The sequence below is a fragment of the Candidatus Kuenenia sp. genome, from assembly GCF_039794105.1.
GTDB lineage: Bacteria > Planctomycetota > Brocadiia > Brocadiales > Brocadiaceae > Kuenenia.
This window is the reverse complement of sequence record NZ_JBDIWA010000025.1, coordinates 1-15,475: the sequence shown is the minus strand read 5'-3', so window position 1 is coordinate 15,475 and position 15,475 is coordinate 1. Positions and strand designations below refer to the sequence as shown.

Annotated in this window: 9 protein-coding genes; 5 read left to right on the top strand and 4 right to left on the bottom strand. The window is 40.8% G+C overall.

The window, feature by feature from the left end:
• Positions 1–91: 91 nt before the first annotated feature.
• On the top strand, positions 92–4,243 hold the full coding sequence (locus ABJL82_RS11705) for a DEAD/DEAH box helicase (protein ID WP_347274870.1): 4,152 nt from the start codon (positions 92–94) through the stop codon (positions 4,241–4,243).
• A gap of 39 nt (positions 4,244–4,282) precedes the next feature.
• On the opposite strand, the gene recQ is transcribed toward ABJL82_RS11705, so the two are convergent.
• The gene (gene recQ / locus ABJL82_RS11700) at positions 4,283–6,448 is read right to left on the bottom strand and encodes a DNA helicase RecQ (RefSeq protein ID WP_347274869.1); all 2,166 of its coding nucleotides are present in this window, start codon (positions 6,446–6,448) and stop codon (positions 4,283–4,285) included.
• 317 nt (positions 6,449–6,765) lie between these two features.
• Positions 6,766–8,766, bottom strand: a complete 2,001-nt coding sequence (locus ABJL82_RS11695) for a tetratricopeptide repeat protein (protein WP_347274868.1) — start codon at positions 8,764–8,766, stop codon at positions 6,766–6,768.
• A 334-nt stretch (positions 8,767–9,100) separates the two neighbouring features.
• Here ABJL82_RS11695 and ABJL82_RS11690 point away from each other — a divergent pair, with 334 nt between their 5' ends.
• The gene (locus tag ABJL82_RS11690) at positions 9,101–10,207 is read left to right on the top strand and encodes a trypsin-like peptidase domain-containing protein (protein ID WP_347274867.1); all 1,107 of its coding nucleotides are present in this window, start codon (positions 9,101–9,103) and stop codon (positions 10,205–10,207) included.
• Between the two features lie 15 nt (positions 10,208–10,222).
• Here the strand turns inward: ABJL82_RS11690 and ABJL82_RS11685 are convergent, their stop codons facing one another.
• Positions 10,223–11,500, bottom strand: a complete 1,278-nt coding sequence (locus tag ABJL82_RS11685) for an HD domain-containing phosphohydrolase (RefSeq protein WP_347274866.1) — start codon at positions 11,498–11,500, stop codon at positions 10,223–10,225.
• Between the two features lie 23 nt (positions 11,501–11,523).
• Complete coding sequence (locus ABJL82_RS11680) at positions 11,524–13,266, bottom strand: DUF1858 domain-containing protein (RefSeq protein WP_347274865.1); 1,743 nt, start codon at positions 13,264–13,266, stop codon at positions 11,524–11,526.
• Between the two features lie 648 nt (positions 13,267–13,914).
• Here ABJL82_RS11680 and ABJL82_RS11675 point away from each other — a divergent pair.
• The 3 genes from ABJL82_RS11675 to ABJL82_RS11665 all read left to right on the top strand — a co-directional run.
• Positions 13,915–14,289: a response regulator gene (locus ABJL82_RS11675; RefSeq protein WP_347274864.1), complete on the top strand. Its 375-nt coding sequence runs from the start codon at positions 13,915–13,917 to the stop codon at positions 14,287–14,289.
• Between the two features lie 77 nt (positions 14,290–14,366).
• A complete protein-coding gene (locus ABJL82_RS11670) occupies positions 14,367–14,891 on the top strand; it encodes a chemotaxis protein CheX (RefSeq protein ID WP_347274863.1) in 525 nt (174 codons plus the stop codon).
• A gap of 30 nt (positions 14,892–14,921) precedes the next feature.
• The coding region (locus ABJL82_RS11665) for a hypothetical protein (RefSeq protein WP_347274862.1) at positions 14,922–15,475 on the top strand (554 nt) is incomplete at its 3' end.

Sequence of the window (15,475 nt, the reverse complement as noted above, 5' to 3'; positions counted from 1 at the left end):
CGTGATACCCTGAAAGGTATAATTATACTTTGCATTTTAGCTTTTGAATCGGTGTATATTTTTCAATTAATTAAAAAGACAAAAGGCAGTTATGAGTCAAAAGTTACCGCAGAATTTCTCTGACATTTACGAACAACTTAATTTGACTGAGCAGTCTTTGTTACAGATTCTTGCCATTAATTATGCGCCAATGACACAGGGGAATCTTTATTCAGTAGCGAGGAGGACAAAGGGACTGCCAATTATTAATAAAGGCCTTTTTAATATGCGGGATTTTAAATATGCTTTAGACAGGCTCGCAAAGTTTGACTTAATCGGGCCTGCGAGAACAGGTGTGGTGCAATGCAAATCAGTTTTGGTTGATGAGATTTTGGCTCGTATCTCGAAAAACGATTATTTCAGAGAATTAGTTGACGTTGTGCAGTGGTGCGTGCCAGTACCGCCATACGTCTATATTGATAGCCAGCTTATTGTCCGTGAAATTCGCATTGGGCTATATACCGGCAATGCTGATATTGTCCTGGAAAATCTGAATCGTAGTGCAAATTATTATGGAGAAAGATTTGATGCGAAAAAAGTGGTGGTGGAAGTCTGTACCAACCCGCTTTTCGACGCAGAACTGTTTGATTCGTTACACCCGGCCATAAAAAAAATTGTTTTTCAAAATATGGTGGATCATGCCATCCTGAGCTATCGCCCGCTTTCTGAAGAGCAATGTGCATCCTTGGCAAAGTATGGTACGGTTGATGAACGTGAATATGTTTTCATAAGAAATATTTACGCGCTGTTTCTCATATTCCGAGGCAATCTGACGGAGGCTGAGAACATTGTTCAAAAAGACTTTGGATATATGGATTTAATACTTGCACAAGGGTGTGTGGCATTTTTAAAAGGGGAAAACAGCAAATCTCTGGCAATATATGATCAGGCATTAAAAACTTTCCAAAAAAATACAGTGAAGAAAAAAGGGTTTTTCACACAAACATTAGGATTGTTTTATTTATTTGCACTTGCGAAATCAGGGCAGCCGGAAGACCTGCGCCTGGCAAAGGAATTACTGGTGCAGGGAACAAGGAATGAACCCGATAATTTAACAAATATGTGTAAACGATGTATCTACGCCGCAATTATTGCCCAAAATAATTTAATTTCCGAAGCAAAGGAAATACTTTCCGGGATTTCTTTCCATTTCCATAAGAACAGCGTATTTGCTTTATTTTATGAATTGGCAATATACTGGATTGACGAAGAGATGGCAAAGTTACACGCGAAAACAAACAAAAGCCGTTTTGAGACCGCTAATAAGAACGGCTTTTTTCTACCCGCCCTTGTTCATGGCCGTCTTTTTTTAAAAAGTAAGAAAAACGCATTAATTCAACGAACCTGCGACCAATTGGCGGAGTCCACAGGCATTCAGGATATTACAGATAGTATTCATCGAAAAGAAGACTGGGAAAAAATGTTGAATGCGTTAATCGATTTATCTTTAAAAGAGAAAACCAACGCTTCTTCCAGGGAATGCAGGCTGGTCTGGATGGTTTCCCTGGACAAAAAATATATTCAGATAATCCCTAAAGAGCAGAGACTCAATAAAAACGGCAAGTGGAGCGCCGGCAAAAAAGTAGCACATAAAAACCTCCTGGAAGGGCTGGACTATATGACCTCGCAAGATCGTAAAGTAGTGCAGGTTTTTATTGAAGCGCCGAAATCACACCTGGGCTACTATAACCATTATTACAGCGAAAATTATGAAAAAGCCCTTCTTGCCCTTGTTGGGCACCCATTGGTATTTCTGGAGGATTCGCCGCATATTGCCGTTGATCTGGTAAAAGGAGAGCCGGAACTTATTGTCGGGCATACAAAGCAGGGATACAGCCTGCAGTTTTCGGAAACATTTGAAAGCACGGGTATTGAAGTCGTTAAAGAATCGCCGACACGGTATAAGATTGTTGAGATAAAGGATGAACATGTCAGTATAGCAAAGTTTATGGGCAAGCGGGAAATTTCGGTTCCCGCTAAGGCAAAAGAAGATTTGATAAAGGCAGTGAGCGGTATTTCTTCAATTATAACCGTTCATTCTTTCATTGAAGGTACGGATGAAACTATTCCAACAATCGAGGCAAGCGCAAATACATATATCCACTTACTTCCGGTGGGGCATGGTTTTAAGCTTGAAATATTTGTAAAGCCATTCGTAACATCCCCGCCTTATTTTAATCCTGGAGCGGGGGGAAAACATGTTTTTGCTGAAATTAACCGGCAACGTGTGCAAACCAGCCGTGATCTTTCCCTTGAGAAGGTCAATGCGGAAAATATAATACATGCGTGCTCGTCGCTACAGCAATCAGGCGATACCCAATGGGCATGGCTCTTTGATAACAACGAAGATTGTTTGCAGATTTTGTCAGAACTGCATGAGGTTAAAGACCGGGTTACCCTGGAGTGGCCGGAAGGGGAAAAATTAAAAATACGTGCTGTCGCCTCATTTCCGCAGTTTAGTATGAATATCCGCCATGAAAATGACTGGTTTTCCGCTTCAGGAGAATTAAAAATTGACGACAATTTAATCATCAAAATGAGTGATTTGCTGGACTTGCTCGATAATGGCTCCACCCGGTTTATTCAACTGAAGGACGGCGAATTTCTGGCGCTTACAGAACAATTTCGCAAACGTCTTGAAGAAATCAATGCGTATGCGGAGAGAGGCAAAGACGAAATAAGATTCCATCCATTGGCCACAGTGGCTCTGGAAGATACATTGGAAGAAATCAAACAATTGAAGGTCGATAAAGCGTGGAACGATAATATTGCCCGTTTAAAAAAAGTACGGGAAAGAATTCCCGCAGTGCCCACCACCCTGCAGACGGATTTACGAAATTATCAGGTGGAAGGATTTCAATGGTTGTCGCGTCTGTCTGACTGGCGGGTCGGCGCATGCCTTTCAGATGATATGGGGTTGGGTAAAACCATTCAAGCCTTAACGGTAATCCTTGAACATGCAAAGGACGGCCCGTCGTTGGTTATTGCCCCGGCCTCCGTTTGTATGAACTGGATATCTGAGGCCAGCCGGTTTGCCCCTACGCTGAATGTATCTCTTTTCGGGGAAGAAAAAGATAGAAAAGAGGCCATTAAAAAACAGGGGCCTTTTGACCTGCTTGTTTGCAGTTATGGCTTGCTGCAGCAGGAAGAAAAATTGCTCTCCGACAAAAAGTGGAAGATTATCATACTGGATGAAGGCCAGGCGATTAAGAATGCCAATACCAAGCGGTCAAAGGCGGCGATGGCGCTGAAAGGGGATTTTAAAATTATTACTACCGGTACGCCAATTGAAAACCATCTGGGAGAACTGTGGAATCTGTTTCAATTTATTAATCCGGGTCTGCTGGGGAGCATAAAAAGATTCAACGAAAAATATGCAATTCCCATAGAACGGGACAGAAATCACCAGGCAAGACTGCGGCTAAAGAAACTTATCCAGCCGTTCATTTTAAGGAGAACAAAGGCACAGGTATTGGAAGAACTTCCTCCTAAAACGGAAATCACCCTTTCGGTGGAGATGACGCCTGAAGAATCCGCTTTCTATGAAGCATTGCGGCAAAAAGCAGTAGACCGCATCAACTCGGTTGATCTCGGGAAAGGAGAAGGGCATTTGCGGGTACTGGCGGAAATTATGAAACTTCGCCGCGCATGCTGCCATTTCGGGCTTGTTGTTCCCGGCCATTCTTCTGAAAGCTCAAAACTCAGATTGTTTGGAGAGGTTGTGCAGGAACTTATGGAAAACAATCACAAGGCGCTGGTATTCAGCCAGTTTGTCGATTATTTGACGATTATCAGAGAATATGTGGAAGGTCTTAATATTTCTTATCAATACCTAGACGGCAGCACGCTGATGAAAGAACGCAAAAGAAGTGTAGATGCGTTTCAGTCGGGAGAGGGAGAATTATTCCTGATTAGCCTAAAGGCCGGAGGGCTTGGTCTGAATCTGACGGCTGCTGATTATGTGATTCATATGGATCCGTGGTGGAACCCGGCAGTGGAAGATCAGGCGTCAGACCGGGCGCACCGGATAGGGCAACAGCGGCCGGTTACGATTTACCGTCTGGTAACAAAGGGAACTATAGAAGAAAAAATAGTCAACCTTCATCAGCACAAACGGGAACTGGCAGACAGCCTTCTTGAGGGAAGCGATATGAGCGGCAAAATTACTACGCAACAATTATTACAACTGATTCGCGGGCAATAAGTGTTTGGCAATAATGTATTTTTTTAAAAATAGTATCTATCAATCCCCTTTTTCCATAGAATATCGCATCTTTGCCCTGACTAATTTTATTTCATCGTAGGAATACCCTTCTCCTAATTTTTCTTTAACAGGGGTTAACGCCTCCATACCCAGTTCTTCCAGTACCGTGCGGATGTGTCGCTGTTTTGCCGGAGCAACAAATTTGTCTATGGAAACATCTTCTCCCGCGATGATAAGCGTTTCAAGATGCGTGGCGATTGTAGATGTTGCTAGGCCTCTTTTCCCGGCTATTTCCCGAAGTGAGAGATTGTTTTTATAGAGTTCCAGCGTTGTGTAAACGGTAAGAGATTTCATTTGTTTCTTCAAGGTTCCCTGCCGTCTGGAATCCGCCTCTTTTGGCGTTATCTGGTGTTGTTTGCAATAATCGCATATTTCCTTTAAGAAAAGGTCTCCGTATTTTTTTAATTTCAGTTCTCCCATACCGCTGATCTTTTTTAAATCAGAAGCTGTTTGCGGATACCGCATCGACATTTCCTTTAAACTTGTGTCATGGAAAATAACATACGGAGGTATAGACTCATGGTCTGCAAGCGTTTTCCTTAACGTCCTCAAACGTTCAAACAACGCCTGATCATAATTCTTATCTTCTCCGGACACGGTCAACGAAGCGATTTCCTCTGGTTTTACCAAAAGAACCTTTTTCCTGCCTTGCAATACTTCGCGGCTCTGGCTGGTCAGTTTTAAGACGGGGTATCTGTCGCCTTCCTGAGCCAGATAGCCCAACTGGATCAATTCACGGGAAAATGTTAGCCATTGAGATTTTGAATATTCCTTTCCTATGCCGAATGTTGTAAGAGCCGTATGGCCATTTTGCAGTATTTTCTGGTTTTGCGAGCCTAGCAGGACGTCGATAACGTGATGCATGCCAAAAGATTCGCCCACTCTATAGACACACGACAACAGTTTTTGCGCAGCAACTGTTCCGTCAAATTGTTCCTTTGGGTTAAGACAGATATCACAATTTTCACAATTGTGCGTATTAAATTTTTCTCCGAAATAATCGAGCAATATCTTTCTCCGGCAAACGTTGCCTTCGCAATATGACACGAGCGCCTTTAATTGTTGATATGCCGCCTGTTTTTCATTTTCATCCTCTTTTTGGCGTATAAAATATTCTATCTTAATCTTATCCGCATAACTGAAGAGAAGGATGCAGTCGCTTTTTAGCCCGTCTCTGCCGGCGCGTCCTGTTTCCTGATAATATCCTTCAATGCTTTTCGGCAAATCATAGTGAATCACGTAACGTACATTCGGTTTATCGATGCCCATGCCAAACGCAATGGTTGCCACAATAATCTCTATGTCTTCACGAATAAAACGTTCCTGATTTTCTGTTCTCATTTCAGCGGACAATCCGGCGTGGTAGGGAAGGGCGCGATACCCTTCTCCTTGTAAACTCCCTGCCAGACTTTCAACTGTTTTACGACCCTGGCAATAGATGATGCCCGACTCCTTCTTTCGTTCTTTTAAAACACAAAGAATCTGGTGGTATGGATTGTCTTTGGGTATGATCTGATAAAAAAGGTTTTTTCTGTTGAAGCTGGCGGTAAAGACTTTGTAGTCGGTCAATCTTAATTGCGTTACAATATCTTTCTGCACGGAAGGCGTGGCGGTGGCCGTCAATGCCATGAACGGCGTCTTTGGGAATTTTTCCCTCAACATCTTTAATTGGCGGTATTCCGGCCTGAAGTCATGTCCCCATTCAGAAATACAATGCGATTCGTCTATCGCGAAAAGGGAAACCTTCAATTCCTGCAGGAACTGAAGGAATTCACGCATGGCAAGCCTTTCAGGGGCGATATAAAGAATCTTGATTTTACCCTCCAAAAGGTCCCTTTTTCTTGCCGCAACCTCTCGGGCATGCACGGAGCTGTTAATGAACGTTGCGGAAATGCCGTTTTCCGTTAATCCATCCACCTGATCTTTCATCAAGGCAATTAAAGGAGATATAACAACCGTTATTCCATCGAAAAGCAGTGCAGGCAATTGATAACACAAAGACTTGCCGCCCCCTGTAGGCATGAGGACAAAGAGGTCTTTTTGTTCCAGCACCCACCGGATAATATCTTCCTGAAGCGGATAGAACTTTGAATAGCCAAAATATTTTTGTAACGCCGAATAAATACGGTCTTTCATTTTATCCATACATCCTAAACTGGCATAGCCAGAATCAAACAAGCACGAGATAAAAAATACGAAATTCGAAGTACGAAATACGAAACAAATTCGAATAACAAAGCATAAAATTCAAAACATACAACAAAAAGAAATTACTGCTAAGGCACTAATCAATTGCAAGATGAATCTTTATGGCGTCTCCCACCTTCGAGTCCATCACCAGGAGTGTCTTCCCATTCCTTGTATAATTCATAATCTTCATTAACTGCCTCTTTATATGCAGCCTCTAATTTATTTCTGAGCCTTTTCTTTTCTTCATGCAATTTCTTTTTCCCTCCAACGCATTATTTATTCGTTTTCTGCCCGGCTTGAATCTTTTCGATAATTCTCCGTATTTCCGCTGCTTCATCACCGTCGGGATTCCGCTTCAGAAATTCATGGAAATATGCTATCGACCTTTGTATATCTTTTTTATAAGTGAGATAAACCATGCCGAGGTTTTTATAGGCGGTTATATAGTCTGGTTGCAGACGTAATGTTTCATTATATGCCCTGATAGATTCTTCAATCATACCGGCATTTGCGTATGCCGTTCCAAGGCAGCTATGCACTTCGGGATGATCCGGTTCGTATTTCACCGCAAGCCTGAATTCCTCTATTGATTCATTCAAAATTCCTTTCCTGAATAAAGCAAGCCCTAAATTAAAATGGGCGTCATAATAATGCGGTTTTAGCCTGATTGCCTCTTTAAATTTCATTATTCCTTCATCGATATTTCCCGAACCAATAAATATATTGCCCATATTATTGTGCGTGAGGGCGGAATCGGGATTTGCCCTGAGAACAAGTAAATATTCCTGCATCGCCTCTTGCAGCATGCCTTTACGCTGATACGCCATGCCCAGGTTGTGGCGATATTCAGGGTCTGCTTCCAGCGAAACCGATGTTTGAAATTCATGGAGAGCAGGATCAATATCTCCTTTCCCGAAATAGATCATTCCAAGATTATTATGTGCCCGTGCACTGTAGGGGGAGTCCTGTACGGTGGTTGACCAAAAGATGAACTGATCCCGCCAGCACCTGTTTCTCTGCATTGTTGTAACTGAATAGGGGATTACCGGGATTGCTATCAATAAAACAATCATAATGGTTTGGGGAAGGTTTTTTTGTTTCACCATGGCTTCTTTGCTTCCGGAAAGGAGTGAATACCCTTCTGTTGTTTTCCGCCCGGCAGCACTTTTTTTAAAAAATAGTAATGCACCGCCTTTTTCCCATACGCTGTGTATTGTTAATGCTAAAATTATGCAAAAGCCCACAGAAGGAAGATAAAGATAACGTTCCGCCATTATATTGGCAATAGGAAGGATGTTCATTGCCGGTGTAAGGGTGACGAAAAACCATACCGTAAAGTAAAAGAACGGCTTCGAATATAAATAAAACCGGCAGGTGATGATTCCCGCAACACATAAAAAAACCATACTGCAAAGAAAGGCGGGGGCAAGGGGAGTTGTTGCAGGGGCAATCATATATTCAGCGTTGAAATGTACCGGGATGAACAATAGTTTTATGTATGAGGCAACTACCTTTGGCATGGTGAGCATATTAACAAAAAAACTACCTTCCGGATAGGCCAACTGTCCCTCCGCAGGATTATGCAACAACACAAACCTTATAAGAAGATAAAAAATACTTACCACCAGGAAACCAATGTAATAGCGAACGGCATTCTTTTTAATTTGTGTGCGATCCCCCAATATCCAATCGAAGAGGAAAACCATCAACGGCAAAGTAATTGCCATTTCCTTCGAACATAATGCTAAAAGGTATAAAAAGAGCGATGCCGGATACAGCAGGATGTATCTGTGGAAATTTTTGGTTGAATAAATGAAAAACAAAAGGGCGCCAAGAAAAAATACCGTAGTAAGGAGGTCTTCCCTATAACTGATTGCGTTTACTGTTTCAGTCAGGATTGGGTGCATGCTGAAAAACATTCCAGCCATAAATGAAACAGTTTTTTTCCGAATAACGGCAGACGTTATAAAATAAACAAGTATGGAGGCAACGGTATGAAATAGAAGATTTGACAGATGATACCCAAGTGGATTGAGTTTCCCTATTGAATAATCGATGAAATATGAAATGGTTACAAGAGGACGATACGTCGCTTCCCCTGAATGTTTAAAATATTCAGACGTAAATAAATCCCGGAAATTTCCCCAATCCCTGATGAAATAATTATCGATGACCGTAAATACGTCGTCATAGACAAAGTCATTGTTGAGAGAATTGAGGAAGGCAATAAAAGGCAGGACAATGAGTATGGTTAATGGTAAAATTCGTAACATGTTATTGGTCATTGGTCAGTTTGTGATGAATTTCTTAATCGGTGTAATCGTTCGACTGAGCTCACGAAGAAGTCTGTGTAATCTGTGGTTTCTCTTTCGTATTTCGTCCTTCGTCCTTGTTTGGTTCTGGTTACGCGAGCTTTGGAAATAGGAGTTTATTTGTTATTCAGATATGATCATTTTTAGTATTGTACACTGAAGCGGTGTGTTTTTTTAGTAGAAAAAAATACAGCTTCTTTGCAATTGTTACAAAACCCATGCTTGACAACGCATCATACAATTATAAATAATTAAATCGTAAAGGAATTTTTCATCTACCTTGAAAGGATACGATATGAACAAGAAATACACAAAATTTCTACCCTACTTTTTTTTAATTATAGCGGGATTATTTTTTTACCACTCAACAGGGAGTTTATCACGCGATAAAGTAGAGTTCCGTCCTGTAACACCGTCTCCAGGTGAATTTAGCAAAGAGGAGCAGGCTACCATAGACATTTTCAAGAAGACCTCTTCTTCCGTGATATATATTACAAACAAACAGGTGCGAAGGGATTTGTTCTCGCTGGATGTTTTCAAGATTCCGCAGGGCGCCGGTTCTGGTTTTATCTGGGATGAAAACGGTCATATCGTAACTAATTTTCACGTAATCTATAATGCGAATGAAATAGATGTGACGTTGAACGACGGTTCCGTGTGGGACGCCCGCCTTGTGGGCGTTGACCCAGACCATGACATTGCGGTGCTTAGAATCAATGCGCCAAAAACAAAACTGATGCCTGTACTCATTGGTACTTCTTCCGATCTGCAGGTAGGCCAGAAAGTACTGGCGCTCGGCAATCCATTCGGTCTGGATCTGACTCTTACAACAGGGATTATTAGTGCGCTTGGAAGAACGATTGAGGCGATGACGGGGAGAACCATTTTTGACGTTATTCAGACGGACGCCGCCATTAATCCTGGAAATTCAGGAGGTCCCTTACTGGATTCCTTTGGAAGAGTTATAGGAATGAACACATCAATTATAAGTCCCAGCGGTGCGAGCACAGGTATTGGATTTGCGGTTCCCATTGATACAATAAACCGTAATGTTTCTCAATTAATTGCAATGGGAAAAGTAGAACGTCCGGGCTTGGGCATTACCCTTGTTCCCAATAACATTGCAAAACGGCTTGAAATACAGGGGACATGTATTCTTGAAGTCATTCCAAACGGGGCGGCAGACAGGGCCGGTTTACAGGGAACAAAAAGAAACAGCACGGGCAGCATACTTTTGGGGGATGTAATTATAGAGGTAGAGGGAAACAAGGTGAATAATTCTGAGGATCTCATCAAGGAGTTGTCCCGCTACAAAGTGGGAGATAGTGTTACATTAAAGATTTTGCGGGATAAAAATATAATGGAAAAAAGAATCAAACTGCAACCCATTGATAGTAAATAGCACTACAGCGGCATTTTATTGTTCGAAGTGCAGGAGTATGCATTCAGTTTTAAGGTATTTTTCTTTCGCTTCATCCTGTGCGGCAATACGCGCAGAATTTATTTCATTAAAATGCAAGAGTAGCGCTGAAACAATATTGGGATCGAGTTTAGATTCTTCTCCCAATTTTTTAAGCTCTTCGTGTATTGTTTCGTCGGAAAATTTATTCCGGTATGGTCTGATTTCTGTGAGGGAGGTAAATACATTGGCAACTGCCAGGATTCGCGCTCCCAACGGGAGATTATCCTCTTTAACATGGAAAGGATAGCCTGTCCCTGATAACGTTTCGTGGTGATACGACGCCCACGAAACAATATCCTTGAAAGCCGCGATGCTTTTAAGGATAAGATGCGTATAGAAGGGATGCTTGTGGATAATGCCAAACTCTTCTTCCGTCAACGGTTCCTCTTTTTCCAATAGCTCTATTGGCACTACAAGCATTCCGATATCGTGTACATAACCGGCTATTTTCATCCATTGGCATTCTTGTTTTGAAAAACCGGCAAATTGGGCCAATTTTTCAGCCGTAGCCGCAACGCCGGCAGAATGCGTGGCAAAAAAAGCGCTTCTGAAATCTACAATTCTTGAAAATACCTTAGAAAAGGAAACAAGGTGCTCCATGTCCAGTGAAATAGAAGGCATTTTTACCCTGCCGGAGAGAATTACATAGAGCAGTGAAGAAGTGGCTTCAAGCCAGAAATACTCTTTTTCTGCTAATTTCACAAAGGCATCTACCAGTTCCGGCATGAACATTTTTCCGGATTGTGCCGTTATCTTTTCACAAATACTGTCTACCTGCCCGAGTATTTCTTCCTGCTTATTTATTAAAATGGAAACCCTGTCCGCAATATGTAATATATAGCTGCCATATGGCACCTTTTTTCCCGATTTCTGTATTTTATTTTTTTCATCCCAGCGGACGTGATGAAATCGTATAAGATTTGCGATGGAACTAAATGGTTTAAATTCATTAAGGAAGAGGTATCCTAATTCTTCATGTTCGTGAGGAAGTTCGCTCTCAAATTTGAGAAGGTCCATCTTTTCTGCACGGCAATAACATCCAATATCATGCAATGCCCCCGCTAACACGAGATCGCTTTTTTCTTCCATGGATAACCCCAGTTCTTCGCTGAGGCTAAAAGCGATATAAGCAACTTGCATATGATGATTTACCCATGCGGGATTAACCAAATCAACGGTTTCTGATAAACCCGTGGTTAAATCGAATAAGGATATTCGGGATTCTTTTGCCATGGTTTGAAAAGGGGGGAATGGGATTATTTTCTGCCTGCGATTTTATCGTTAAGGGTCTGGATGAATTTTTCCCTATCTATATTATGCATTTTTGTAGCCATATCGATGGTTGCCACTCTTCCCATAGTATTCCTCATAACAGGATTCGCCATTTGGCTGAATCCATAATCAAGAAAGATTTGCAATGTTTCAGGATATTGGTCCACAATATCAAATACCTTCGTATCCTTGTCAATCACCGTTATTTTTTTAATTTCAGAAGGCTTAGGTTCTTCCTTAGTGTTCATGGTTTTCCATAAGTTGTATCCAAACAATCCTATTGCGGCCAGCTCAAACCATCCCGATGTTCCCACGATGCCGTAAAAAACAGGGTTTCCTCCGCTTATGCCGACGGACATCTGAGAAAACACCCGAATAAAACATCCTGTGTTTAAAAGTATGAAAGTAATATTTGAGAGTTTAATACTGTGCATATTGATACCGGTAAACGTTGGAACCATCTTTGAAGCATAACCAATCATCATCATCGTGATAAAACCTACGGTGACTGCATGATTAAACGAACCATGAAATTGCTTTAATATTTCTGCTTTATGATGCAAAAGAGGCATGGTAATGAGTATTAGCATACTGACGATAAGCCATATGTAAGCGGCGCGTATCGTTTTTGTATAACTCCTGTCCATTACAACATCACGAAGTTCTTTTGTAGACCTCTCAAAGACGCGCAAACCATAAATGAATGAAAAAACGGCGAACGCCATGAAGAATACCACCAATTGTGAAAACCGCAGCGCAATAACACTTTTACCGGCAAATACGCATGCAATAAAATAAACGGGTATAGATGCGTTAATGATCCAAAAACACAGGTTAATCGCTTTTTCCCGGACAGGTTTAATGTCAAGAAATGCATATACTGTCCTTATATTGACAGCAAAAATAAACATAAAAACAAAACCAAAGAGGTACAAATGTACATAAGGGCTAAAAACTGTTTTGGGTATCTCCTGAAGTGATTTATTATATAAATAAATAACCATACCCAAATTCACCAACGAGGAAATTACTAACCACAGTAACCCTGCCTTGAAAAATTTGTCGAATATGCCAACCTTTTCCTGACTGGCAGATATCGTACGAAAAAGAATAAAGGAAAACAACAGGACGGCGCCAATCTCAAACATTGCGGATGCGGGAAGCAGGAATCTGACAGAACTATACGGGACAGGCTGCACAACGGCCCTTAAAACAATGCCGATAATAATGAATCCAAAGCATACATTTACCAGATTTTTATGCCGCAGTTCTGTATTTTTTACTCTCGGTATGATATATAAGGCAAACCCCATAATAAAAAGCCCTACCCACCCCACTAGCTGGGCATAACCATGCGCCTGAATGAGGGCATAATACGTTGCGCTGAAATCTAATTTAATTGCAATATAACTAAGGATAATAGCACCAAATGTTACTCCTGCGGTAAGGGTAAATAAAATCGCAGCCTTTGCAAACTTTTCATATACTTTATCTACCTCTAACAAAGGAAGTTCAACATGCTCCCCTCCGCCTTTTTCAATAGCTTCATTTAATTCTTTCACCAACGTGTCATAATCTACCTCATGTGCCTTAGCAAAAAAAGCTATTGGTTCATTAGGCCCCCGTACACCGCCGGCAATAACCAGGTTATACTTTTTGAATACAGCAAGTGTTTCCGGATGCGCCTCTATGAGGTCTTTAATTACGGTATTTTTATTGATTTCCATAAGCGTTAATAAAACAAATTTTTATAAACCTTTCAAGAAAATTAAAAATAAACCGTTATATTTTATAATACTGCCGTATCTTTTGAAGGAATGGGTTGGAAAACACGCAGCTCTTTCGTGCCGTACATTATATCGGAGGGAGGATAATTACATCTGCCATTTCCGGTTTGTTGCAGAGTGTTCAAAAATTGCAAAATGCTTCGCCACTACGGTTTCAAAAAACCAAAGTGTTACCAAATTATTCTTTTATGAAAGCATAAAACATCATGTCAAAAATAGTATCACGATTTTCGTAAGCGCTGGAATTTCCTAAATTTTATTTAAAATCTTTACCTTAATTCTGTATAATACGACATTTGATTTGAGTAGGGGTAAAGCATTTGCATGTTTGGGCATGAACCCGATTTCGTTCTCCAAGCTCCGGCTTTGGAACTGGCGTTTTTACTTTTTCAAAAAACTAAATTGTTATGGAATGTATTTTTTGTCATTTGAAATGTTTCCATTTAATTGGATGTACTCAAAAACTTACAAAAAAAGAGGTTTTTACAGAGTAACACTATAATATTGCGGTGATATCTTGCCGTAATTTACTGTTTATGATAAGAAATACATTCATTTTAATCTTTAACAGAAGGAGATAATAGTTTTATGCCAAAAGTATTAATAATTGATGATTCATCAGTAATGCGCAAAATGATTCAGAGAAACATTCAACAGTCCGGTTTGATAGTTGATTCATTTGTGGAAGCAGGGGACGGAAAAGAAGCTCTGGCTAAAATTGCCGCAGATAGTAGCATTGACCTGATTCTTTGTGATTGGAACATGCCCAATATGACAGGTATTGAATTTGTGAAGGCGCTAAGAGGCAGCGGAAACCAGACTCCTATCGTAATGTGTACCACTGAAGGCAGCGACGCAAAAGTAGTAGAGGCTACAGGCAGCGGTGCTAATGGTTATATCACAAAACCATTCACGCCTGACCAATTAAAAACCAAATTAGGCGCTTTTTTACAAATTAAATAGAAAAGTACCTTCTTAATAGCCAGTTGTGCCCGGGCAATTTAAAAAAACCGAAAAAGAAATCAAAAGGAGCTTACACAATGGATCTTAAGGGGATCATGGATGGAATTACATTAGATATTAAGGAAACAACGAAAACATTATTTGAAACAATGATTATGCTGGATTTAAACTATGGCGATGCTTCGCTCGTTGACGAAACACAGATTAAAACTGATGTTATTGGCATGGTAAGCTTTACAGGCCAGTATCACGGCGTCGTTGGCATATTTTGTTCAAAAAAATTTGCGCTGAAAGTAGCCTCCAGCATGTTAATGATGGAACTGGAGGAATTCAACAACGACGTGAAAGATGCCGTCGGGGAAGTATCTAATATGATTGCCGGAAATATTAAGACCAAAATGTCAGAAAAATATGGCGAAATGCACCTTTCTATCCCCATCGTAATAGCGGGGGAAGGCCTTTCCATTACAGCGGTCGGCAACGTGCCTACCGTATCAGACACCGCCTTGTCATGCTTTAGCAAGGATCCATGGTTGATGACGTATTTTATCTCAGAAAAAGAAAAATTTGGCGTAGGTTTGCTGTTGAAAGAGTCAAAATAATAATTTATTTTTCCTTTACTATACTATCTTATGGAAAAACCTGCCGAAAAATCAGAGAAAAAGGTTCCATCTTCTCAGTTCGAGAAAACGTGGGTTAGTACATTTCCGCGCATTTGCGAAGGATGCAGCCAATTAACAAACAAGCAATTTTTTCTCATCGACCCGATTTTAAAAATTACCACCCTGGGAACTTTCATTAAAAATGCCAATGCAAAGTTTGTGTTATCAAAAATAATTGTCGAGGATTTTTATGAGGGCGAAATATATTTACTTTTATCTTTAAAACTTGCCATAACAATTGGTGACATTCTCTTGCTCCTCGAAGATGAAGCAATAAAGGAAAATGCTAATAAGGAAAATTTCGACGCCGATTGCGCGGACGGTTTCAAAGAGTTTTCGAATCAGGTATGCGGTATTTTAGATAATGACCTGCGCCTGAAATTACCCAAACCGATTCACCTGAAATTATTATCGGTAGAGCCAATAAACAAAGAGAATATGACTACCGTATTAAAAGACGACATCCTTAACGAAGAATGCCTTTTCCTCTCCACTTCTTTAAGAATAATGGGTTTTGACGATGA

What these genes read in the sequence shown, in the direction of transcription:
- ABJL82_RS11705 (WP_347274870.1), top strand. Translation starts at nt 92, where the DNA reads ATGAGTCAAAAGTTACCGCAGAATTTCTCTGACATTTACGAACAACTT.
- recQ (WP_347274869.1), bottom strand. Translation starts at nt 6,448, where the DNA reads ATGGATAAAATGAAAGACCGTATTTATTCGGCGTTACAAAAATATTTT.
- ABJL82_RS11695 (WP_347274868.1), bottom strand. Translation starts at nt 8,766, where the DNA reads ATGTTACGAATTTTACCATTAACCATACTCATTGTCCTGCCTTTTATT.
- ABJL82_RS11690 (WP_347274867.1), top strand. Translation starts at nt 9,101, where the DNA reads ATGAACAAGAAATACACAAAATTTCTACCCTACTTTTTTTTAATTATA.
- ABJL82_RS11685 (WP_347274866.1), bottom strand. Translation starts at nt 11,500, where the DNA reads ATGGCAAAAGAATCCCGAATATCCTTATTCGATTTAACCACGGGTTTA.
- ABJL82_RS11680 (WP_347274865.1), bottom strand. Translation starts at nt 13,266, where the DNA reads ATGGAAATCAATAAAAATACCGTAATTAAAGACCTCATAGAGGCGCAT.
- ABJL82_RS11675 (WP_347274864.1), top strand. Translation starts at nt 13,915, where the DNA reads ATGCCAAAAGTATTAATAATTGATGATTCATCAGTAATGCGCAAAATG.
- ABJL82_RS11670 (WP_347274863.1), top strand. Translation starts at nt 14,367, where the DNA reads ATGGATCTTAAGGGGATCATGGATGGAATTACATTAGATATTAAGGAA.